We start from the raw sequence: 22377 nt of genomic DNA, 5'->3' as shown, positions 1-22377 counted from the left end.
CCATCCGAACGTACTACAGATCGCGGTCGGCGGTGAATATCACTGTCGGGGTTCGACGATCCGGGTGCGGCAGGTTCCAGTCGCGCGCGACCTCGGCCGCCCCGATGACATCGACCCGACCGAACCCGGCTGTGCGCAACTCGGCCGACATGTCCGCCCGAGTTCGCACGTCGCGCTCGAACGAACGCCCGTTCGTGAATCGCTTCATCGCGGTATCGAGTAGCCGACCGGTGATGCCCGGCGCGGGTTCGTCGTTCGTCGGCGTCAGATCGAAAACCAACCGACCGATCGCGCCGCCGGCGGCCTTGGTGAACAGCTGGTGACGTGCCGCCGCGCCGAGGTACATCATCAGCCCTTCGGCGACGACCACATCCGCAGGTGGTAGCTGGTACGTCGCGACATCATCGGCGACCAGTCGGTAGTTCGGCCGCGCGAGCACCGCGCGGCCCGCGTCCGTACGTTCGAGCAGCGCCCGCTTGTGCGCGACGACCTCGGGGAGGTCGACTTCCACGTAGTCCAGGTCCGAGTCGGCGCTCATCGCCGCCCCCCGCTGCGAGAAGCCGGCGGCAAGCTCGACAATCCGCTGCGGGCGCTGCACCTGCAGAAGGTGATCGATCATCGCGTGTCGGTGCACCAACCCATAACGCAACGGCGTGCCGCGGCGCATGACCCCGAGCACCGCGTTGGTCGCGTCGAACACCCGCTTGCTGTCGGCGCTGACGCACAGCTCGGCACACGGAAAGCCGCCCCAGGCCCATACCTGCGCGGTGTAGGCAGCCGTGATCGCCAGATCGGCCATGCCCGCAGCATAGTCGCCACGCGTGACGCGTTGTATATTGTCCACGATCTCCTGATCCCGGTCGAGCATAGGAGCCGAGGCCGGCCGTGCGCAGGTCGGCTCGGTGATCCATACGCAGACCACCACCGACCCGAACCGCCCACTGTTGGAACTGACCGACAAGCTAGGCGAGTACCTGCCGCCGGGACTCGATTCGCTGTTCTTCGTCAACTCGGGCACGGAAGCGGTCGAGGCCGCGGTAGGACTGGCGAAGATGGCGACCAACCGGTCGAATATCGTCGCCTTCCACGGCCGCACCGTTCGGCGGAATCGAGCAATCCGGCCTGGGCCGGGAGGACGGCCGGGTCAGGATCGCTAGTTTCTCGAGTACCGTACCCGGCCATCCCACGGAATCCCGGATGGGCCGGCAGCTGACGCCGCCGAACGCACCGCAGACCTCGGTGGTGATCTCCGGCCAGCTGCGCGAGCGGATCCTGGACGGGTCCCACCGCCCGGGTGAGCAGCTGAGCGAGGCGCGTATTGCTGGGCAACAGCGCGTCTCCCGCGGCCCGGTACGCGAGGCATTCCAGCGCCTGGCACAGGAGGGGCTGCTGGTCAGCCAGCGCAACCGGGCGTGTTCGTGATCGAGCTGACCCCGCTCGACATCATGGAGATCTACGCCGCACGTGAGGCCGTCGAGACCGCTGCCGCGCGTGCCGTGTTCGAGGGCAACCCCGCTCGGCCTGCTCGTGGGCGCCTCGTTCGAGGCGAGCCGGCAGCGGCCAGCGGGAGATGCCGGCCGCCGGTGGACCGAATGGACACCGTTCACCTATCCGTTCAACCTGACCCAACAGCCCCCGATCAGCGTGCCCTGCGGTTCACCGCCGCCGGGCTGCCGGTCGGATTGCAGATCATCGGGCCGCGCCATGCCGATCGACGACTGGTGGCGCCGGACCCCGGCTGAGCCGTTCCCGCACCCACTAATAAGACGGTGGGCGGGCGGGCGGCGGCGCGCTAACCCGACTTGGCGGTCAGGCCGGCAATCACGGCACGGAAGTCCTCGGTCTGGAAAGACAGATCCTCGGCGGTCATGGCGAAGTCGAGCGTGGCCAGCACCGCCCGTTCCAGATGCAGGTTGAGTAGCCGCTTGGTCGATTCCACCGCTTGGCGTGGCAATTCCAGCATCCGTTCGGCGCAGGCCAGCGCTTCGCTCATCGGGTCCGCGACGACGTGGTTCACCAGGCCCATCTCCCGAGCGCGCTCGGCCGGAATCTTCGCACCGGTGAGCGCGTACTCCTTGGCCAGCAACAGGCTGGTGTGCAGCGGCCAGGTGAGCGGGCCGCCGTCCGCCGCCACCAGGCCCACCTGCACATGCGGATCCTTCAGGTAGGCCGCCTCGGCGATGTAGACGATGTCGCTCAGGGCCACCAGGCTGCAGCCGAGACCGACCGCCGGGCCGTTCACCGCCGCGACCACCGGTAATCGGCAGCGCGCCATACCCAGCACGATCTCCCGGCCGTGCGCGATGGTCTTCGCCCGCAGATCCGCATCCTGAGCCAGCTCGGCGAGATAGCCGAAATCCCCGCCGGCGGAGAAGGCTTTGCCGGCGCCGGTGAGTACCGCCACCCGCGCCTGTCGGTCCTCGTTCAGCTGCGGCCAGAGCTTCGCCAGGCCGGTGTGCAGTGCGTCGTCGACCGCGTTGTACGCATCCGGGCGATTCAGCGTGATGATCCGCAGCGGGCCTTCGGCCTCGACAAGAATCTCCGCGGGCACGTCGTACATGTCAGGCTCCCAGGTCGAGGATGCGGGTGGCGATGATGTTCTTCTGGATCTGGGACGTGCCGCCCATGACCGACTGCGCCCGGCTGTACAGATAGGTGCCGAACATCGCGTCGTCGCCGGTGCCGGCAACAGCGAGTGCCGCGTGCCCGACCGACTGCTCCACCCAGGTCATCAGCAGCTTGTCCAAGGAGCCGTCCGGGCCGTGGGTAACTCCGTCCAGCTGCTCGGACAACCGCCGCCGCACGTGCAGCCGGAGCATCTCCGATTGCACCGCCGCCCACGAGAGTTCCTCCGGCGCCGGCCCGTTCACACGCTCCTGCAGCAACCGCACCGTCTTGGCGTAACGCGCGGCGAAGCCGAGGGTGGACGGTTCGCGTTCATGCCCGACGACGGTCATCGCCAGCTTCCAGCCGTTGCCCGGAGCGCCCACCATCTGTGCCGCCGGAACCCGCGCACCGTCGAACAGCACCTGCCCGAACTCCTTGGTGACGCCGCTGATCATCGTCAGCGGGCGCTGCTCGATGCCGGGCTGGTGCATGGAGACGATGAAGCCGGAGATCCCCTTGTGCCGTGGTGCATTCGGATCGGTGCGGGCGAGCAGCAAACACCAGTCGGCCACGTCGGAGTAGCTGGTCCAGATCTTGTGGCCGTGGATCACGTACTCGTCGCCGTCCCGGATGGCGGTGGTGCGCAACGAGGCGAGGTCCGAGCCGGCGTCGGGCTCGCTGAAACCCTGACACCAGCGCTGCGACCCGTCGATCATGCCGGGTAGAAAGCGTTGCTGCAGTTCCGAACTCGCGTGCCGGCCGAGTCCGGCGACCAGATAGCCCAGGCTGGGCCGAGCGGGCGCCCCGGCCGCCGCCAACTCCTCGTCCAGGATCACGTCGTAGACCGGCGGCAGGCCTTGTCCGCCGAGCTCGGCCGGCCAGGACAAGCCGAAGAAGCCGGCCCCGTAGAGCGCCTGGTGCCACTCGCCGGCCCGCGCCCAATACTTGTCGCCTTCGGTCGGGAACGCGCCGGCGTGCTCGGCCAGCCAGGCTCGCAGCCGAGTCCGGAACTCCGCCTCGGCCGGCGAATCACGATAATCCACAGTCGATCTCCTCCAGTCGCGCGGTCTCCGCCAGCTGTACCGGGAACAGTTCGGTCGAGGTCAGCACGCGCCGTAGGTAGACATGCGCGAGGCACTCCCAGGTGTTGCCGATGCCACCGTGCACCTGGATCGAGGTTTCACAGACGGTGCGTGCGGCCCGGGCAAGGTACACCTTCGCGATCCGAGCGGCACGCAACGCATCGTCGGGTGACAGCTCGTCGACCGCCCACGCGGCGTGCCGCAACACGCTGATCGACCCCTCGATCAGCGCGAGACTCTCCGCCAGCAGATGCGATACCGCCTGGTACGAACCGATCGAGTGGCCGTACTGCGTGCGGACCTTCGCATACTCGACGGCGAGACGATGCGTGCCGCGCGCCGCACCGAGCAGATCGGCAGCGGTGACCGTGATCGCCAACGCCTGCCAACGCCGCGCCTGGTCCGGCGTCACGTCGCCGAGCCGTTCGGTATCGATCACGGTCGCGACCTGACGGGTGAGGTCGGCTGCCGTTCTCGAATCGACAACCGAACCGGCCGATACCTGCAGCACGTCGAGCAGCACCGCCCGCTCGCAGCCCGCCGCGTCGAGTGCTCGCTCGCCGACGGCGACCGTCCACCGCCCGTCCGCGGGGTGCAGGTCGTCGGCGAGCACCGGCCCGAGTAACGGCACGTCCACCAGCCCACGAGCGAACTCCTCGACGACCAGTGCGACCTCTACACCGGACGCACCGTCCGAACGCAGGGTGCGATAACCGGCCGTCGCGACCGCCTTCTCCAGCCGGGCGACCCGCTCGGCATCGGCCAGGTCGGCGACCGACCCCGGCCCGAGCTCGTCGGCGAGCCGCGCCGCCGCGTCGCGCAGCTGCCGCTGCTCACCGGTCAGTCGTACGTCCATGACACTCCTCCAGCACTCGGCCCTTCAGCTTTCGGCGCAACACTTTCCCCGACGGCAGACGCGGAATCTCCGGCACGAACACCACCCGACGAGGTGTCTTGTACGACGCCAGACGCTCCCCCACCAGCCGGATCAACTCTTCGGCGCCGACTCCCTCGGCCGACACCGCGGCGACGACCACCTCACCGTCTCGATCGTCGGGCACCCCGAACACCGCGCAATCGCGCACCAGTGGATGGCCGTGCAGAATCGCCTCGACCTCGGCAGGCGCGACCTGGAAGCCGCGTACCTTGATCATTTCTTTGGCTCGGTCGGTGATCCGGATCCAGCCCTGCTGATCGACCGTCCCGACATCGCCGGTGCGGTACCAACCGTCGTCGAACGCGACCGACGTCGCCTCCGCCGGCAGGTAACCGGCCATCGCCGCCGCCGATCGGCATTGGATTTCGCCTGGTTCGTTCGCGCCCAACGGCTGCCCGGAATCCAGGCCGACTATGCGGACCTCGACGCCGGGTGCGGCCTTACCGACGGTATCCAGCCGCGCATCGTCGAGCGGATTGCAGGCGATGACCGGCAACTCGCTGGCACCGTAGGCGGGCAGCCAGCCCACCCCCGTTCGCGCGCTGACCAGCTCGGCGACGTCGACCGTCACCGGGGTGGCGCCCCACATGATGTACCGCAGCGAGCTCAGGTCGTAGCTCGGTAGATCCGGATGCCCGGCGAGTGCCAGGGCGATCGGCGCGACCGCCATCTCCACGGTGATCCGGTCCTCGGCGATACACCGCAGCATCGTGTCGAGATCGAACCGCCGGTGTAACCGCATCCAGACGCCGGCTTCGAGCGCGGTGACGATGTTGAGCAGACCGAGAATGTGCGATGGCGGAGTGGCGATCTGAATCCGATCCGCGTCGGTGAGCCCGAGCACGTCGATCCACTGCCGGACGGCCACCGCCAGCGAACCGTGGGTATGTCGAACCGCCTTCGGCATTCCGGTGGTACCGGAACTGAACACCAGGACCGCATCCCTCGCCGGATCGGATCGGACCGGCGCCGCCGTCGCCGGGGTGATCGGTGCGTCGAGGTACCGCATCGGTAGCAGCTCGTCGAGCACCGGCCGGTCGCCGAGCGCATGGGTAGGTCCGGTGAGTCGCAGCGCGTGGGCGACCTCGTCGTGCTTCCACGCGGGACTGAGCAATACGACCACCGCATCCAGCCGCCATATCGCCAGCAGGGCGACGACGAACTCGGGCCGATTGGACGACATGAGCGCCACGCGATCGCCGCCGCGCACTCCGCGCCCGGCCAGCTCGGCGGCAAGACCGGCTGCGAGCGCGTCGAGCTCGGGCCGGGTGTAGGTCCGGTCGCCGGCGGCGAGCGCGGCGGATGTGGCTGGAGTCGGCATCTTGGAAGTTCTCCTGAGTGAGAATATGATTCTCTCATCAATAGAACTTTCATACCAGGAGACGGCGTCGATGGCGAGACCCCCGCTGTTCCAGCGCGCGACCGTGACCCGGGTCGTCCCCGAGACACCGGACGCCCGGACTTTCGTGCTCGAACCCCACGACGGCCCGCTGCGCTACCGGGCCGGTCAGTTCTGCACGTTCCGGGTGACCGTGAACGGCGACGAACTGTTCCGTTCCTACTCGATGTCCAGCGCGCCGGAGACCGACGGTGAGTTGATGACCACGGTGAAGCGGGTGCCCGGCGGTGCGGTGTCGAACTGGCTGCTCGACAACCTCGGCGCTGGCGACGAGGTGGAGATCACCCGACCGATCGGGCGGTTCTGCCTGCGGGACACCGACCTACCACTGCTCGGTTACAGCGGCGGGAGCGGAATCACGCCGATCCTCTCGCTCACCAAAGCCGCGCTGGCTGCCACCGGACGACGGGTACGACTGCTGTGCGCCGACCGCGACGCCGACTCGGCGATCTTCGCCGCGGCTTTCGACGACCTGCTCCGACGCTATCCGGACCGACTGGAGGTGAGGCGGCACCTGGACAGTGTCGGCGGCCTGATCACGACAGCCGCGGTCCGGGCGTTCGTCGGCGACGACGCTGCGGGCGATCACTATCTCTGCGGACCGGAAGCGTTCATGGCGTTGGTCGAGTCCGCACTGCCCGGGCCCGGCCAGGTGTTCAGCGAACGCTTCGGTGACGTGCCGCCGCTACCCGAGGAACCGTCGGCTCCGGCCTCGACGCCGGCCACCTCGGGTGGAACGGTAACCGTGATCCTGAAAGGCCGGAAGAAGTCCGTGCCCCGGCGGGACGGCGAAACCGTGTTGGAGAGCGCTCGGCGAGCCGGGCTCAGCCCACCGTTCTCCTGCGAGCAGGGCAACTGCGCCACCTGCATGGCGCTGGTCACGTCCGGCCGGGCGACGCTCCGCCGGAACGAGGCGCTGACCGAAGAGGAGCTCGAGGACGGCTACATCCTCACCTGCCAAGCCGTGCCGGACACCCCCGACATCACCGTGGACTACGAGTAGCCGCGATCGACCGGCCGGTTCGCGGTGGACGGTGCAGGCCCGGGAAAAGTCGGTCAGCGTCCGTGCTCGCCCAGCCCCGGCGCGGGACCGTAGCGGGGGGTATATCCGGAAACGTGGATCGGGCAGCCGACCAGCCGCCGCTCCCCCGCGGTGACCACCGGCGCGCCCGGAGCGTCGAGCGCCGCCGGCAACTCGCGCACCGCGGCAACCGGGATACCGAGCGGCGCGAGCCGACGCTCCCAGTTCGTCGCCGTATCGGTGGCCAGTGCGTCGGTCACGACCGCCAGTACCTCGGCGCGGTGCGATACCCGCTCGGCCATCGTCGCGAACCCGTCGATGCCGGCCTCGCCGGCGAACGCCCGCCAGAATCCGTCATGCGTGACGAACAGCGCCAGGTACCCATCCGCAGTCGGAAACAGTTGGGCCGGAACATAGTAGGAATGGGCGCCGAACGGGCGCCGATGCGGGCGGGTGCCTTCGTTCAGATAGGTGGCCGCGTGATAGTTCAACTGCGACAACATCACTTCGTACAGCGACACGTCGATCTGACCGCCGCGGCCGGAGACGATCTGAGCGAGCAGGCCGAGCGCGGCAGCCAGCCCGGTGGAGTTGTCCGCCGACGAGTAGCCCGGCAGGGTCGGCGGCCCCGCCGGATCGCCGGTGAGGGCAGCGATCCCGGTCGCCGCTTGGATCACGTAATCGAACGCCGGATCGTCGCCACCGTGTAAGCCGTAGCCGGTGATCGCGACACAGACGATCCGCTCGTTCCACCGGCGCAGTGCGTCGTAGGTCAGCCCGAGCCGGTGGATCGCCGACGGCTTCAGATTCACCAGCAGCGCATGCGACTGCGTGACCAGGTCGCCGAGCCGGGCATCGCCGGCCTCGGTACCCAAGTCGATCCGGATACTGCGCTTACCCCGGTTCAGACTGGCGAAGTAGCTGTCGCTCACCTGCCGGGAGATGTCGCCGCCGGCCGGTTCCAGCTTGGTGACCTCGGCGCCGAGATCGGCCAGCATCATCGTCGCGTACGGACCGGCCAGCATCGTCCCGACCTCGAGGATCCGGATGCCGGCCAGCGGCGCCGACGCGGTCACCGCAGCTCCCGGGCCACTTCCGCGATCATCTCCCGCGTCCGCCGCTTGGAGGCGACCAGCTCGTCTCGATTGTCGCCGATCGGCAGCAACCGCACCGAGACGTCGGTGGCGCCGGCGTCGGCGTAGCGGCGCAACCCGGCCACGATCGTCGCCTGGTCCCCGGCGATGCACAGGTCACCGATGTTGCGGGCATCACCCTGCTCGAGCAGCCGTTGATAGTTCGGCGATACTTCGGCCTCGCCGAGAATACGATTGGCCCGGGCTCGCGCCTCGTCCACTTCACCGGGCGTGCACAGGCAGACCGGTAGGCCGGCGACAATCCGCGGTGCCGGGCGTCCCGCGTCGGCTGCGGCTTTCCCGATCTTCGGGACGACGTGCTCGGCGATCGCCCGCTCGTCGGCCATCCACAGCACGGTGCCGTCGGCCTGCTCCCCGGCGATGCGCAGCATCACCGGACCCAACGCAGCCAGCAGCACCGGCAACGGCGCGACCGGCGCGAGGTCGGTCGGGTTGTGCACGGTGAACGAATCGTTCGTCACGTCCACCGGGCCCGGGCCGCGCAACGACGCGTTCAGCACCTCGAGGTAATCCCGGGTGTAGCCGCCCGGCTTCTCGTAGGGCAAGCCCAGCATGTCGCGCACGATCCAGTGGTGCGACGGGCCCACGCCGAGCGCAAGTCGGCCACCCGCAGCGGCATGCGCCGACAACGCCTGTCGGGCCAGGGCCACCGGATGCTGCGCTTGCAGCGGCACGACCGCCGTACCGATTTCGATCCGGCGGGTCGCCTGTCCCATCGCTGCGACCGTGATGAGAGCGTCGAAGTCGGTGGGGATCTGTGGAATCCACGCCGTCTCGATGCCGACCAGCTCGGCCCAGGCGATGTCCCGCAGCATCCGGTCTAGCTTGCGCGTGGTATCGCCCTTCTCCGGGCCGATCATCACGCCGATGCGCATGGTTCCTCCGAGGTGTCGGTGAGCGCGCGGATCTGCGTGACCAGCGTCTCCAACGGGGTGCCGGTAGGGAACACGGCAGCGGCGCCCGCCGCCACGAGCTTCGGCACATCGGACTGCGGGATGGTGCCGCCGACCACCACCGCGATGTCGGCCGCATCAGCAGCGCGCAGCGCCACAACCACCCGTTCGGTGAGGGCCAGGTGCGCACCCGACAGGATGCTCAGCCCCACCACGGCGACGTCCTCTTGCACCGCGATCGCGACGATGTCCTCGACCCGCTGCCGGATACCGGTGTAAATCACCTCGAACCCGGCATCGCGCAACGCGCGAGCGACGATCTTCGCGCCGCGATCGTGTCCGTCCAGTCCCGGCTTGGCAACGAGTACGCGTGCCGGCATCAGAACACCACCGGCTGCCGGAACACGCCCCAGACCGACTTCAGTGCGGCGGTCATCTCACCCACGGTGCAGTAGGCGTTGGCACAATCGATCAACCGGTGCATCAGGTTGTCATCTCCTTCGGCGCCGCGGGACAACGCGGCCAAGGTCGCGCGCACAGCCGCGCTGTCGCGGGTTGCCTTCACCTCGGCCAGGCGTTCGAGTTGCCGCCCCCGGCCTTCGGCGTCGAGCGCGTAGGTATCGATATCGGGCGCCGGCTCGTCGGAGACGAATGTGTTGAGCCCGACGACCGGCCGCTCACCGGACTCCTCGGCCTGATGCAGTCGGTACGCCTCGTCGGCGATCAACCCTTGCAGATAGCCGTCCTCGATACAGCGCACCATGCCGCCGCGCTGCTCCAGATCGGTCATGATCTCGACGATCCGGGCCTCAGTGGCATCGGTGAGGGCCTCCACGAAGTAGGACCCACCCAGCGGGTCGGCGACCCGCGTCACCCCAGTCTCGTAGGCCAACACCTGCTGGGTGCGCAATGCCAGCGTCGCGGACTCCTCGCTGGGTAGCGCGAACGGCTCGTCCCAGGCGGCGGTGAACATCGACTGCACCCCGCCGAGCACCGACGCCAACGCCTCGTAGGCCACTCGCACCTGATTGTTGCGCGCCTGCGGGGCGTAGAGCGAGGCACCACCTGCGACACAGCCGAACCGGAACATCGACGCCTTGTCCGTGGTTGCGCCGTAGCGCTCGCGCACGATGGTGGCCCAACGGCGCCGGCCGGCCCGATACTTGGCGATCTCTTCGAAGAAGTCACCGTGGGTGTAGAAGAAGAACGAGATCTGCGGGGCGAACCGGTCGATACTCATCCGGCCGCGCTCGACCACGGTGTCGCAGTAGGTGACGCCGTCGGCGAGGGTGAAGGCCATCTCCTGCACGGCATTCGCGCCCGCGTCGCGAAAGTGCGCGCCGGCCACCGAGATCGCGTTGAACCGAGGCACCTCGCCGGCACAGAACTCGATGGTGTCGGCGATCAGCCGCAGCGACGGCTCCGGTGGCCAGATCCAGGTGCCGCGGGAGGCGTACTCCTTGAGGATGTCGTTCTGGATGGTGCCGGTGAGCTTCTCGCGAGGCACGCCGGCACGTTCGGCGGCGGCGACATACAACGCGAGCAGGATCGCCGCGGTGCCGTTGATGGTGAAGCTGGTGCTGATCCGATCGAGCGGAATCCCGGCGAACAGCACCTCGGCATCGGCGAGGGTGTCGACCGCGACACCGACCCGTCCTACCTCTTCGCCGTACTCGGGATCATCGGAGTCGTAACCACACTGGGTCGGCAGATCCAGCGCCACCGACAGGCCGGTGCCGCCCTGGTCGAGCAGGTAGCGGTAGCGCCGGTTCGACTCCTCGGCGGTGCCGAATCCGGAGTACTGCCGAAAGGTCCAGAGCCGCTTGCGGTAACCCTGGGCGAAGTTGCCCCGAGTGAACGGGAACACGCCCGGATCGGGCGGGTCCGCCGATCCGGACTCGGGCCCGTACACGGGCTCCAGCGGAATCCCGGACGAGGTACGCACTTCGTTGTTCATCAGTGAATATGATACTTCCACTATTGGAGAACACCAATACCGCTCGATCTCGAGGAGAGCCATGCCCCGCCAGGACGGACAACTGCGCGACCGGACCATCGTCATCTCCGGGGCCAGCCGCGGGATCGGTCTCGCGATCGCCGTCGCGGCGGCCGGACAGGGGGCGAATATCGTGCTGCTGGCCAAGACCGCCGAGCCGCATCCGCGGCTGCCGGGCACGGTGCACACCGCCGCCGCCGACGTCGAGGCAGCAGGTGGGCGGGCGGTTGCAGTCGTCGGCGACGTCCGGCGCGAGGACGACATCGCTCGGGTGGTGGAAACCGCGGTCGAGCGCTTCGGCGGCATCGACGTGTGCGTCAACAACGCGAGCGCGATCGCCACCCAACCCACCGAAGAACTCGGCGCCAAGCGGTTCGACCTGATGCAGGACATCAACATCCGCGGCACGTTCCTGCTGACCGCGGCGTGCCTGCCCCACCTGCGCAGGTCGCCGAATCCACACGTGCTGACCATCGCGCCGCCGGTGAACCTCAACCCCCGCTGGCTCGGCGCACACCCGGCTTACACCCTGTCGAAGTACGGGATGACGCTGCTGTCCCAGGGCTGGGCGGCCGAGTACGCCGACGCCGGAATCGGTTTCACCTGCCTGTGGCCGGAGACCTTCATCGCGACCTCGGCGGTGGCAGCGCTCGGCGATGCGGAGACGCAGCTCGCCGCCGCACGTAGCCCACGGATCATGGCCGACGCGGCGGTCGCGATCATTTCCCAACCCGCTCGCCAGGTCACCGGCACCTGCTTCATCGATGCCGATGCCGTTACCCGGTTCGCCGGAATCGACGACCTCGCCCGTTACGGCGGCGGGCCCAGCCCCACCCCGGATCTGTTTCTCGACTGACGCACGCCGGCCCGGCATCCTGTGCGGGATTGCCGGGCCGGTTCGTGCGGTCGGTCAGATCTGCGCCCAGACCGACTTGGTCTGCATGTAGGCCTCCACACCGGCCTTGCCGAACTCGTGGCCCCAGCCGGACTGCTTGTACCCGCCGAACGGCACGTTGTGGTCGAACACCAGCTGACAGTTGAGGCTGACCGTCCCGGCCTGCAACCGCTTGGCCACCCGATGCGCTCGGCCGAGGTCTTTGGTCCACGCGGTGGCGGCCAGGCCGTAGCTGGTGTCGTTGGCCAGCGCGACCGCCTCGTCCTCGTCATCGAACGGCAACACCGTGACGACGGGTCCGAAGATCTCCTCCTGGTAGAGCCGGCTGGTAGCCGGATCGACGTTGGTCAGGACGGTCGGGTGCACGAAGTAGCCGGTGCGATCGAGCCGGTTCCCGCCGGTGACCACCTCGACCCCGTCCGAGCGGCCCTCGTCGATATAGCCCAGCACGCGCGCCAGCTGTTTCGCGCTGATCAGCGGGCCGATCATCGAGCCCTCTTCCTTCGGCCCGCCCAGCTTGAGGTTGTCCGCGACCATCGCGATCCCGGCCACCACCCGGTCGTACACGCCGCGCTGCACGAAGATCCGCGAACCGCAGACGCAGCCCTGGCCGGAATGGATGAAGATGCCCATCGAGGCCATCATGATCGCCATGTCCAGGTCGGCGTCGTCGAAGATCAGCACCGGCGACTTGCCGCCGAGCTCCAGCATCACCTTCTTCAGGTTGCCCGCCGAGGCCTGCACGATCAGCTTGCCCACCTCGGTCGAGCCGGTGAACGCGATCTTGTCGACGTCCGGATGTGCGGTCAACGCGGCGCCGGCCGTGTGCCCGTAGCCGGTGAGCAGGTTGACCACGCCGTCCGGCACGCCCGCCTCGGTGATCAACCGATCGAGCAGCACCGCCGACAGCGGCGTCTCCTCGGCCGGTTTCACCACGCTGCTACACCCGGCGGCCAACGCCGGTGCGATCTTGGCGCACGCGTTGAACACCGGTCCGTTCCACGGGAAGATCAAGCCGACGACACCGTACGGCTCCTTGCGGGTATAGGTGTGCATGGTTGCGTACTCGCCGGACACGCCGCCGGTCATCTGCACCTCGTAGGACGAGCCGTCCAGCTTGGTACACCAGCCCGCGTAGTACCGGAAGAACTCCGCACACGTCGGCAGGATCATCTCCGCCTGAGCGAGCGGCATGCCGGTGTTCAGCGAGTCGAGCCCGGCCAGCTCGGCGGCATGCTCCTCCATCAGGTCGGCGATCCGCCACATGATCTTGGCCCGCTCCCGACCGGGCAACCCCTGCCAGACGCCCGCGTCGAACGACGCGCGCGCCCGCGCCACCGCATCGTCCACCGCCTCCGGACCACAGTCGGTGAACTCGGTGATCTGCTCCTCGGTCACCGGATCGATGACCGGAATGACCTCGCCCTTCCCCGGACGCCCGGGTAGTTGATCCAGAACCGACTGCAGTGTCATCACGCGTCCCTTTCGGTGCCGAGGCTCTCGTCGCATCGAGATTCCAGGCCTGGGTTCGACCGAACGATGCAGAGGCTTATTCTGTATATCGGAAATATCATTCTCCGACAAGCGCCGCATACCACCGGACGGCGCGATGCAGACCGTCGGCCGATACCGTGTCCGCAGAAGTTGCGCACCCCAACGACAGAAGCGCTTCGGACGCCACTGAACGGACAACCTCGTGGACGATGCTCGGGGATCGGTGACCAACTGGTGGGCCTACGCCCACCAGCACGTGTTGCGGTACCGGCTGGCGGTGCTCGCCCCGAACGCCCGGCATGTGGTCGAGCATGCCGGCGGATGGCTGTTCGACCGGGCGATGTCCGGCTGGGAGGTGACGGTCGCGCTGACCGACGTGTCCGACGTGGCGCCGCTACGCATCCTCGGCGCGACCGTGCTGGAGTTGGAGGGACCGCTCGCCGTTCCGATGCATCACCGGTTTCCGAATGTCCTGGCGGTCGATCCCGAACTGCTGGCCACCGACGATCGGATCCGGGTGGGGTTGCTCGAGTCGCTTCGCCGCGGTCTCTTCGAGGTGGTGTTGTGGGACCAAACCCTGCCGGCGGGGTTCGACGAGCTGGCCGGCCGGAAGGAATACGAGCTGAGCGTCGCGGCGCTGGCGTTCAAGCGGCAGGCACTGACCATGGTCGGAGCCACCATCGACAGTCTCCGCCCGACCGAGCGGTTTCGCGGTACCGCAGACATGCACAAGAAATCGGTGCGGACTACGGACCCGGTAAAGCCGCCGACCGACCGTCCCTGATCTCGATGGCGTAGTCCACAGTGACCGAGTCCCCGACGTCGGCCGATCTCGGGCGGGTCGGGCGCGGTATCCAGGATCGGCCGCAGGACGATCCCGCGGCGACAGCATAGCTGTCCTTAACTACCTATAGGGTCTTCCGCAACTGCTTCGCGCCCACGACACCGGGCCGGCATCGTGCTGCTGGGGTGTCGATCGATTGGTGCGGGCGTACCCGGTCGCTCGATCCGGGTGACGTGGTGCACAGGTTCTCGACGTGGTGCGTATGTCGTGCGGAGCATCGAACTGACCGGCGAAAACCGGTCCTGACCTGCATAAACAATGGTGCGCGATACTGGGATTGAACCAGTGACCTCTTCCGTGTCAGGGAAGCGCTCTCCCGCTGAGCTAATCGCGCGAGGTGGAGACGGGAATCGAACCCGTGTGCACGGCTTTGCAGGCCGTTGCCTCACCACTCGGCCACTCCACCGGTAAGGGACGGAGTCCAACCTCGAGCGGATGACGGGATTCGAACCCGCGACCCTCACCTTGGCAAGGTGATGCGCTACCAGCTGCGCTACATCCGCACCCCCCGGAACTAGGTAAATCAGCTCCCAGGTGCGAAAAAGAACACTAGCCGACGCCTCGAGCCGGCACAAATCCGCTGGTCATATCGACCTCGAAGGTCACCGACGTACAACAGTCGCCGCCACGACCGGCCAACCATGATCTTGCCCTCGTACACTCGAACGAAGCTTGTCCGCATGTCGAAAGGCGGTACAGCCATGGGTAAACCGGCTGTACGTTTCCTGTTCACCGCGCTCCTCGCGACCCTCGCGATCGCGTGGTCCACGGGCCACGGCGTCGCCGCTGTCGCCCCTGATCCCCCATCGGGAGTCCCCTCCGTCGCTCAGATCACCCCGTCGGACGGCCGGGTGGTCGGCATCGCCGCACCGATATCGGTGCACTTCGCCGCACCGGTCACCGACCGGGCAGCGGCCGAGCGTTCGCTCACGATCTCGGCATCACGCGAAGTCCCGCGGGGTGAATTCTCCTGGACCGGCGACCAGGACATGGTGTGGCAGCCGACCGGCTACTGGCCGGCGCACACGTCGGTGACCGTGCTCGCGGCGGACCGGATCGCCCGCTTCGAGATCGGCAACGCGACCGTCTCGGTCGGCAACACCTCGACCTACGTGTTCACCGTCAGCGTGAACGGCGAGGTCGTCAAAGAATGGCCGGCATCGTTCGGCAAGCCTGGCCACGAGACCCCGTGGGGCCAGTTCTCGGTGCTGGAGAAGTACCCGACCATCGTGATGGACTCCTCGACCTACGGCGTCCCGATCGACTCCCCGGAGGGCTACAAGCTCGATGTCGAGTTCGCCACCCGGATCGTCGGCGGCATCTTCGTCCACGCCGCGCCGTGGTCGATCCAGCAACAGGGCTTCCAGAACGTGAGCCACGGCTGCATCAACCTGACCACCGACCGCGCCGAATGGTTCATGAACAACGCCAACTACGGCGATCCGGTGATCATCACCGGCTGACCGCGCAGGTTGCGTCGGTCGGTGAGGTGCGTGCTAACGTTGCCCATCGATCGACGCAGTCCCGCTCGGGCTGGTCGGCGGTCCCGTGGCTCAGTGGAAGAGCGTCCGCCTCACACGCGGAAGGTCGCTGGTTCGAACCCAGCCGGGACCACCCATACAGATAGCGGCCCCGATTGCGAATCGCTCAAGATTCCGGTCGGCAGATCGACTCGACCCCATCCGGCGATATCGTCGAAATATGGGCACCACCGACAGCACCACGGGTGGCTGCGGCTATCGCTTCGCCTACCTTCCTCGGGCGCTGCTCGGCGCGACGGCGTTCGCGATGATCGGGGCCTGCTCCTCCGGCACAGATCAGCCGGAGACCACAACCAGCACGACACCGACCGCAACCGATGCCGGTGACGCCTCGTGTCTTTCCGGCGAGTACGACGTCGTCGGCGTGCGAAGCCACCGCACCTCGATCATCGGCCGGCCCGACGTGACCGAGCCGATTCCCGGATTGGCGATGACTTTTCGCGACGACCGATGGCAGATCAGCGGGAGTCGGGCGCATCTGCCGATCACCGGACCGTGGTTCACCGCGGATGTCGCCATCGACGCGCAGATACGCGGATCGGTGGCCGGGAGTCCGGCCACGTTCACCGTGGACGAGAGTGCCGGAGCCGCCGTGATGACCACGTCGACCTCGGTGCAGGACGTGCCGCTGTCCGAGGTGGCCGAGGTCCTCGCCCCATCCGGAGTGGCCCAGGTCCGCTGCGACGGCAATACCGCGCAGATCGACGCCGAGAACACCTCGCTGACACTGCAACGCGCGGCGTGATCCGGGTCAATCCGGCGCCGACGACGGCAGCTCGGTGATCCCGAACCTTTGGCGCAGTACCCGTTTCGCACACCAGTAGCCGGCCATGCCGTGCACCCCCGGTCCCGGCGGCGTCGCCTGCGAGCACAGATACACCCCGTCCACCGGTACCCGGTACGGGTCCCGGCGTGCGGTCGGCCGCGCCAGCGTCCGGTAGAAGGTCACCGCACCGGCCGCGATGTCGCCACCGACATAGTTGGCGTTGCACTCGGCCAGCCGGCTCGCCGGAACGCACCGGGTCGCCACGACCAGGTCCCGAAACCCGGGCGCGTACCGCTCGATCCGCGCGGTAACCAACTCGGTCACGTCCACGGCGGACCCGTTCGGCACGTGCGCGTAGCTCCACAGCGGTCGATGCCCGTTCGGCGCGATACGGGACCGGTCTACCACGCTCGGCGCGCTGACCAGAACATTCGGCCGCGGCCCGATCTGCCCGGCGGCCACCGCCCTTTCCGCAGCCGCCATCTCCGCCCGGGTACCACCGAGGTGCACCGTCCCCGCCACACCCACCCGCGGGTCCGACCAGGGCACGTCGGCGCTCAACACGAAATCGACCTTGGCGGCAGCGTCCCCGTGACGGAACCGGCCCACCGCTCGCCGAAACCGCATGGGTACTCGATCGCCCAGAATCCGGAGCAGACCGTCCGCCGACGTGTCGAACAGGTATGCCCGCGCCCGGGGTAGCTCGCCCAGGTCGGCGATCGGCCGGTCGGTGCACACCCTGCCGCCGTGCGCGACCAGGTCGGCGACCAACGCGTCGGTGATCGTCTGGGTGCCGCCGGCCGGAATCGGCCAGCCGTGCGAATGGGCCAGCATCCCCAGCAGCATCGCCGACGCGCCGGTGGCCAGCGAGGGCATCGGCCCGATCGCGTGCATCGCCGCCCCGGACAGCAAGGCGGGAGCGGTGTTTCCGGTGAACCGTCGGTTCCACAGCACGCTCCCCTGTTCCACCACCCCGGCGACGAACCGGGCGGCGGCCGGGGTCAGGACACCGCGCGGCAGGCTGCGTTTGTCGCCGAGCACGACGTCGAGAACGTCATCCACCCCCGCGACCAACGGCGCCATCAGGTCCTGCCATGCCGGACCGTCGCTCCCGAGCTCGGCCACCGTCCGGTCGAGATCGCGATAGACCAGCCCCGCCGGCAACCCGAACAGCGGTTGCGCATACGACACCTCCGGCACCAGGAACCGCACGCCCCGGGCCGGTAGATCGAACTCGCGGAAGAACGGCGACGCGATACCCATCGGATGCACCGCGGAGCACACGTCGTGCACCACCCCCGGCGACAACCCGAGATCCAGCGTGCGCGCGCCGCCGCCGACGGTGGACTGTGCCTCGTACACCCGCACCCCGAGACCCGCCCGCGCCGCGATCACCGCGGCGGCCAGTCCATTCGGTCCGCTGCCGACCACGGCGACGTCGACGGATTCGGTCATCAACCCGATGGTAATCACGCCGCCGGTGGACGGATCTGCGATTCTGGAACAGGTTCTATTGCGTGACCGCCGACCCGCCGGAACGGAGCTCGAGGATGTACCTGCCGCGGACCGCCGTGATCGGCGCCGGGATCAGTGGGCTGACCGCGAGCAAGATGCTGCGCGACTACGGCGTGCCCTACACCTGCTTCGAGTCGTCGGACCGAATCGGCGGTAACTGGGCATTCGGCAATCCGAACGGACACAGCAGCGCTTACCGCTCGCTGCACATCGACACCTCCAAGCACCAGCTGTCGTTCCGGGACTATCCGATGCCGGCCGACTACCCCGACTTCCCGCACCACACCCAGATCAAGCAATACCTGGACGGCTACTGCGCGACGTTCGAGCTCGCCGAGATGATCGAGTTCGGCAACGGGGTGACCAGCGCGCGGCGTCGGCGCGACGGCGGGTGGGACATCGACGACGAACGGGGCGAAACGCGACAGTTCGACCTGCTCGTGGTCGCGAACGGGCATCACTGGGACCCGCGACTGCCCGACTTTCCGGGCGAATTCGCCGGCGAAACGCTGCACGCGCACCACTACATCGATCCGCAGACCCCGTTGGACTTTCGGGATCGGCGCATCCTGGTGGTCGGGCTGGGCAACAGTGCCGCCGACATCGCCGTCGAGCTCTCGTCGAAGGCGCTGGGCAATCGGCTCACCCTGTCCACCCGGTCCAGTGCCTGGATCGTGCCGAAGTACATCGCCGGACGACCGGCCGACAAGTACTACCGAACCAGCCCACACCTTCCGTTGTCGTGGCAACGCAAGCTTGCGCAGGCGATCCAGCCGATCACCGCCGGCCGGCCCGAGCGCTACGGCCTGCCGAAACCGAACCACAAACTGTTCGAGGCACATCCCACCCAGTCGGTGGAGTTGCCGCTGCGACTGGGCTCGGGCGACGTGATCCCCAAACCGAACATCACCCGGCTCGACGGCCACACGGTGCACTTCGAGGACGGCAGCGCCGACGACTTCGACGTGATCGTCTACGCCACCGGCTACAACATCACGTTCCCGTTCTTCGACCCCGGTTTCATCGGCGCCCCGGACAACCGGATCGACCTGTTCAAACGGATGTTCCTGCCCGGTATCGAGGACGTGGTGTTCGCCGGATTCGCCCAGGCGACGCCGACGTTGTTCCCGTTCGTCGAATGCCAGGCACGGCTGATCGGCGCCTACGCGGTGGGCCGCTACCGATTGCCGGACACTGCCGAGATGCGTCGGGTGATCGTCGCCGACCAGCAGCGCTACACCGGGCACATGCTCGACCGGCCGCGGCATACCCAGCAGGTGGACTACTTCCTCTACGAGCACGACATGCGGGTTCGCGAGCTTCCGGCGGGTGCCCGGCGCGCCGCGGCGGCCGGTGCGCCGCGCTGGGCTCGGGTGGCGGAACAGGCACCGGCATGAGCGACACCGACTTCCGGTCGCTGACCTTCGACTCGTCCGGGACGACCTGCGACGGCTGGTTCTTCGCGCCGCGACCCGGCGGACCCTTCGAACGCGCGGCCGGGCATCCGGCGGTGGTGATGGCGCACGGGCTCGGGGGAACCAAGGACTCCGGCCTGGCCGCGTTCGCCCGTGCGTTGCGGGACGCCGGACTCGCCGTGCTCGTCTTCGATTATCGAGGTTTCGGCTCCTCCGCCGGGCAGCCTCGACAACGGATCTCGCTGGCCGGACAACGCGACGACTACCGGGCCGCGGTCGCCACGGCCGTCCGGGAACCCGGCGTCGACCCCGACCGCATCGTGCTCTGGGGCGTGTCGATGTCCGGCGGGCACGTGCTGCGGCTGGCCGCCGAGCTACCCATGGTGTGCGCGGTGATCGCGCTGGTGCCCCTGGTGTCCGGGCCGGCGGCGGCCCGGCACGCACTTGCTCAGGTGGGCGTTCGCGAGCTGCTCGCAGCGAGCGGTACCGCACTCCGCAGCTCGCTCGCCGGCCGAGCCGGACGAGCGGCGACGATGCTGCCGGTGGTCGGCCGTCCCGGCGAACGTGCAGCGCTGACCGGTCCCGGCCACTACGAGAGCTACCTTGCCGTCGCCGGGCCGACCTGGCGCAACGAGGTGGACGCCGCGCTCGGCGTGGAGTTGGCGAACTACCGGGTAGCCGCCTACGCGGCCCGGATCACCGTGCCGGTGTTGGTACAGATCGCCGACTTCGACCGGGCCGCCCCGCCGCATGCCGCGGCCAAGGTGGCCTTCGCCGCGCGCGCCGAGGTCCGGCACTACCCCGGCGACCACTTCACCCTGTTTGCCGAATACTTCGACGCGGCGGTCGCCCACCAGCTCGGATTCCTCCGGCGGCAACTGGCCGGGTAGCCCCGGCCGGCCCCCGCCGGGCCTACTGCGCGGCGCGCCCGCGGGTGTCCTTGAGCTGCATGAACTCGATCCAGTTGAAGTAGCCGACGCCGGCCGAATCCCGACCGAACCGATGCACCAGATCGACGATCGCCGCGTAGTTCGCTTCGGCGGCCGCCCGGTCGAAGTGCGAATTGAACGAGTACAACTTGACCGGAGCCAGTTGCAACCCGTCGAAGTCGTACCCCCGCGAGATCGAGAAGAAGACCGGCGACGCGCTCTCGGCGTGCTGTGCGATGACGAACCGGTGGAACTGTTCGTTGAGCGCCCGGACCCGAGCGACCGCATCGGGCGGAGTATCGGCATCGACCTGCTCCAGGTCCGGCGGCAACAGGGTCACCAGGACCAGATTGGACTCTTCGGTCCGATTCAGGACCTGGAATCTCGAATCCGCGCCCAAGAGTTGTTTCAACCGGAGATATCCGGCCGTCTGATCGGCGAGAATCCGGGTGAATCCCTCGAATCCGAGACTGCGCAGGGCCGCCCATGCCGAAACCGGGCCGTGTGCCGACCGGGACAATTCGAGCGAATACAGATACGGCGAATAGTCGGAAAAACGCATCGGATCGGACTCGACGTAGCCACCTTCGATCGAGTGCAGAATTTCGGGATGCCGAGTGAGGAATAAACTGCTGTTGTATCCGGCGAAACCGGTCTTGTGGAAGTCGATACCGAAGGAATCGGCGAATTTCACGTCGGCCATCATCCGATACTTGTTATGCAGGATCGTCGCGACTTGTTCCGGGATATCCAACGGGTTGCCGACGAAATCGTAGCGGGCGAGCAGCAGGTACACCCAACCGATCACCGCGTCGACGTGCAGCCAGGGCCGGACCGCGCCGAATTCCGCCGCGACGGCCCCCGCGACGTCGGCGATCTCGGCGAACCGGTCGACCGAGTGCGAGTTGGTCGAGCAACCGGTCGCGACGATGCAGACCGGGGTCGCCCCGGATCGATAGTGCGCGCGCAACGCCGCCGCCAACACCTCCGGATCGAGCACACCGGCGGTGGTGGGTAGCCGGTCGCAGTTGTCCTCACCGATCCCCAGCCAGTTGCAGACCTCGACGTGGCACGGATGTCCTACGTCGGTCGAAAGCACGACCGGACGCCCGACCAAGCCCCGTCGGCGCAGGTCCGGCTGGTGCCGATCGAGCGCCAGCTTCACCCCGTACAAGCTGGTGGCCTTGCCCCCGAACGTGAAGATGCCGCGCCCGTCGGTCGCCCATCCGGCCAGCTCCGACATTATCCGGACCAGGCTGCGTTCGGTCGCGGCGAACTGCCCGCTCGACACGTCCTGACCGAGGTTGGGGTTGGCGAACGACGACACGAAGGACGCCACCTGAGCATGCAGGGACAGGTTCGGATGCACGTTGTACAGGGTGCCGACGCAGTCCCAGTTGACCGCGTTGGTGAACATGGACCGAAGCTCTTCGATCATGGTCTCGTCGCCCGCGCCGGTATACTCGACGGCGTAATCGTCGAGCACGTCGGCGTAGTCGAAAACTCCGTAATCGGTAAAAGTAGGCCGGTCTCGCCGCTTCAGCGGAAGTATTGCTCGAAGATAGCGTTGCAGTAGCTCTTCGACCTGGCCGAGGTCACGAAAAAAAAACTCACTCACAGGGAACTCCGGTACTACGACGATCCCGGATAGAATCCGGCGATACAAAACAGAGTTTTCGACCGCGATATCGACCGACGAGCAGTTGCGATCTCGGCGAAACCCGACTGTAGCGACGCTCCATTCTTTGCGTCGATTGCACATGAACCGGTTTTCGGTTCGCACCTTTCGTTAGCGCAATTATAGCTGAATATCCTCGGACATGGATTCGTCGGCATCGCCGGTACTCGGACCGCCGGCAGCCGAGGTGTCGGCCGGCGTACTCGTCCGG

Annotated in this window: 21 protein-coding genes, 4 tRNA genes and 1 pseudogene; 11 read left to right on the top strand and 15 right to left on the bottom strand. The window is 67.7% G+C overall.

Features of this window, described 5'->3' with window-relative positions:
- Positions 1-13 precede the first annotated feature (13 nt).
- Complete coding sequence (locus KV203_RS08010; protein WP_066471566.1) at positions 14-868, bottom strand: class I SAM-dependent methyltransferase; 855 nt, start codon at positions 866-868, stop codon at positions 14-16.
- Between the two features lie 34 nt (positions 869-902).
- Here KV203_RS08010 and KV203_RS08005 point away from each other — a divergent pair, with 34 nt between their 5' ends.
- The 3 genes and pseudogenes from KV203_RS08005 to KV203_RS07995 form a co-directional block, all read left to right on the top strand.
- A complete protein-coding gene (locus KV203_RS08005) occupies positions 903-1157 on the top strand; it encodes an aminotransferase class III-fold pyridoxal phosphate-dependent enzyme (protein ID WP_066471569.1) in 255 nt (84 codons plus the stop codon).
- A gap of 40 nt (positions 1158-1197) precedes the next feature.
- Complete coding sequence (locus KV203_RS08000) at positions 1198-1422, top strand: GntR family transcriptional regulator (protein ID WP_246600754.1); 225 nt, start codon at positions 1198-1200, stop codon at positions 1420-1422.
- Positions 1423-1584: 162 nt separating this feature from the next.
- A pseudogene (locus KV203_RS07995) lies at positions 1585-1742 on the top strand (amidase family protein); the annotation flags it as partial.
- Between the two features lie 50 nt (positions 1743-1792).
- On the opposite strand, the gene KV203_RS07990 reads toward KV203_RS07995, so the two are convergent.
- From KV203_RS07990 to KV203_RS07975, 4 genes are read right to left on the bottom strand one after another with little or no spacing between them, the layout of a single operon-like run.
- The gene (locus tag KV203_RS07990; protein WP_066471571.1) at positions 1793-2560 is read right to left on the bottom strand and encodes an enoyl-CoA hydratase/isomerase family protein; all 768 of its coding nucleotides are present in this window, start codon (positions 2558-2560) and stop codon (positions 1793-1795) included.
- Position 2561: 1 nt separating this feature from the next.
- A complete protein-coding gene (locus KV203_RS07985) occupies positions 2562-3650 on the bottom strand; it encodes an acyl-CoA dehydrogenase family protein (RefSeq protein ID WP_066471572.1) in 1089 nt (362 codons plus the stop codon).
- Entirely contained in the window at positions 3637-4545 is a 909-nt protein-coding gene (locus KV203_RS07980; RefSeq protein WP_066471574.1) for an acyl-CoA dehydrogenase family protein, read from the bottom strand. Before KV203_RS07980 ends, KV203_RS07985 begins: the two co-directional genes overlap by 14 nt.
- Positions 4523-5947, bottom strand: a complete 1425-nt coding sequence (locus KV203_RS07975; protein ID WP_066471577.1) for a class I adenylate-forming enzyme family protein — start codon at positions 5945-5947, stop codon at positions 4523-4525. The genes KV203_RS07980 and KV203_RS07975 overlap by 23 nt, the downstream gene beginning before the upstream one ends.
- A 70-nt stretch (positions 5948-6017) precedes the next feature.
- Here KV203_RS07975 and KV203_RS07970 point away from each other — a divergent pair, with 70 nt between their 5' ends.
- Positions 6018-7028 carry a ferredoxin--NADP reductase gene (locus KV203_RS07970; protein ID WP_066471580.1) on the top strand — a complete coding sequence of 337 codons (1011 nt, stop codon included), beginning with the start codon at positions 6018-6020 and terminating at the stop codon, positions 7026-7028.
- A 53-nt stretch (positions 7029-7081) separates the two neighbouring features.
- Here KV203_RS07970 and KV203_RS07965 read toward each other — a convergent pair whose 3' ends face one another.
- From KV203_RS07965 to KV203_RS07950, 4 genes are read right to left on the bottom strand one after another with little or no spacing between them, the layout of a single operon-like run.
- On the bottom strand, positions 7082-8122 hold the full coding sequence (locus KV203_RS07965; protein ID WP_066471582.1) for a CaiB/BaiF CoA transferase family protein: 1041 nt from the start codon (positions 8120-8122) through the stop codon (positions 7082-7084).
- Positions 8119-9075 carry an LLM class F420-dependent oxidoreductase gene (locus tag KV203_RS07960; protein WP_066471584.1) on the bottom strand — a complete coding sequence of 319 codons (957 nt, stop codon included), beginning with the start codon at positions 9073-9075 and terminating at the stop codon, positions 8119-8121. The genes KV203_RS07965 and KV203_RS07960 overlap by 4 nt, the downstream gene beginning before the upstream one ends.
- Positions 9060-9473: a cobalamin-dependent protein gene (locus tag KV203_RS07955; RefSeq protein ID WP_066471586.1), complete on the bottom strand. Its 414-nt coding sequence runs from the start codon at positions 9471-9473 to the stop codon at positions 9060-9062. Before KV203_RS07955 ends, KV203_RS07960 begins: the two co-directional genes overlap by 16 nt.
- A complete protein-coding gene (locus tag KV203_RS07950) occupies positions 9473-11050 on the bottom strand; it encodes a methylmalonyl-CoA mutase family protein (RefSeq protein WP_066471834.1) in 1578 nt (525 codons plus the stop codon). Before KV203_RS07950 ends, KV203_RS07955 begins: the two co-directional genes overlap by 1 nt.
- Before the next feature lie 61 nt (positions 11051-11111).
- Between KV203_RS07950 and KV203_RS07945 the strand changes: the two genes are divergently transcribed.
- Positions 11112-11945, top strand: coding sequence for an SDR family oxidoreductase (locus KV203_RS07945; protein WP_066471589.1), 834 nt, complete (start codon positions 11112-11114; stop codon positions 11943-11945).
- Between the two features lie 54 nt (positions 11946-11999).
- Here the strand turns inward: KV203_RS07945 and KV203_RS07940 are convergent, their stop codons facing one another.
- Entirely contained in the window at positions 12000-13457 is a 1458-nt protein-coding gene (locus tag KV203_RS07940) for an aldehyde dehydrogenase family protein (RefSeq protein ID WP_066471592.1), read from the bottom strand.
- Between the two features lie 223 nt (positions 13458-13680).
- On the opposite strand from KV203_RS07940, the gene KV203_RS07935 reads away from it, so the two are divergent.
- Positions 13681-14262, top strand: coding sequence for a hypothetical protein (locus tag KV203_RS07935; protein ID WP_066471594.1), 582 nt, complete (start codon positions 13681-13683; stop codon positions 14260-14262).
- A gap of 319 nt (positions 14263-14581) precedes the next feature.
- Here the strand turns inward: KV203_RS07935 and KV203_RS07930 are convergent.
- From KV203_RS07930 to KV203_RS07920, 3 genes are all read right to left on the bottom strand, one after another.
- Positions 14582-14656, bottom strand: a tRNA-Val gene (locus KV203_RS07930).
- Position 14657: 1 nt separating this feature from the next.
- A tRNA-Cys gene (locus tag KV203_RS07925) sits at positions 14658-14728 on the bottom strand.
- Positions 14729-14752: 24 nt separating this feature from the next.
- A tRNA-Gly gene (locus tag KV203_RS07920) sits at positions 14753-14825 on the bottom strand.
- Positions 14826-15023: 198 nt separating this feature from the next.
- Between KV203_RS07920 and KV203_RS07915 the strand changes: the two genes are divergently transcribed.
- The 3 genes from KV203_RS07915 to KV203_RS07905 all read left to right on the top strand — a co-directional run bounded on the left by KV203_RS07915 (position 15024) and on the right by KV203_RS07905 (position 16608).
- Positions 15024-15785, top strand: a complete 762-nt coding sequence (locus KV203_RS07915) for a L,D-transpeptidase (protein WP_066471596.1) — start codon at positions 15024-15026, stop codon at positions 15783-15785.
- A 79-nt stretch (positions 15786-15864) separates the two neighbouring features.
- Positions 15865-15936 (top strand) — tRNA-Val (locus KV203_RS07910).
- A gap of 87 nt (positions 15937-16023) precedes the next feature.
- A complete protein-coding gene (locus KV203_RS07905; RefSeq protein ID WP_066471603.1) occupies positions 16024-16608 on the top strand; it encodes a hypothetical protein in 585 nt (194 codons plus the stop codon).
- A gap of 6 nt (positions 16609-16614) precedes the next feature.
- Here the strand turns inward: KV203_RS07905 and KV203_RS07900 are convergent, their stop codons facing one another.
- Positions 16615-18084 (bottom strand): phytoene desaturase family protein, encoded by a 1470-nt coding sequence (locus KV203_RS07900; protein WP_066471836.1) that lies wholly within the window; start codon positions 18082-18084, stop codon positions 16615-16617.
- Positions 18085-18179: 95 nt separating this feature from the next.
- Here KV203_RS07900 and KV203_RS07895 point away from each other — a divergent pair, with 95 nt between their 5' ends.
- Together KV203_RS07895 and KV203_RS07890 are read left to right on the top strand one after the other, a co-directional pair.
- The gene (locus KV203_RS07895) at positions 18180-19541 is read left to right on the top strand and encodes a flavin-containing monooxygenase (RefSeq protein WP_066471604.1); all 1362 of its coding nucleotides are present in this window, start codon (positions 18180-18182) and stop codon (positions 19539-19541) included.
- Positions 19538-20449, top strand: a complete 912-nt coding sequence (locus KV203_RS07890; RefSeq protein ID WP_066471606.1) for an alpha/beta hydrolase — start codon at positions 19538-19540, stop codon at positions 20447-20449. Before KV203_RS07895 ends, KV203_RS07890 begins: the two co-directional genes overlap by 4 nt.
- Before the next feature lie 22 nt (positions 20450-20471).
- Here the strand turns inward: KV203_RS07890 and KV203_RS07885 are convergent, their stop codons facing one another.
- Entirely contained in the window at positions 20472-22271 is a 1800-nt protein-coding gene (locus KV203_RS07885; RefSeq protein WP_083530130.1) for a pyridoxal phosphate-dependent decarboxylase family protein, read from the bottom strand.
- Between the last annotated feature and the right edge of the window lie 106 nt (positions 22272-22377).

Origin of the sequence: Skermania piniformis, assembly GCF_019285775.1 — a bacterium.
GTDB classification, from domain to species: domain Bacteria; phylum Actinomycetota; class Actinomycetes; order Mycobacteriales; family Mycobacteriaceae; genus Skermania; species Skermania pinensis.
The sequence above is the reverse complement of the archived record's forward strand: the minus strand, read 5'-3'. Positions and strand labels throughout refer to the sequence as shown.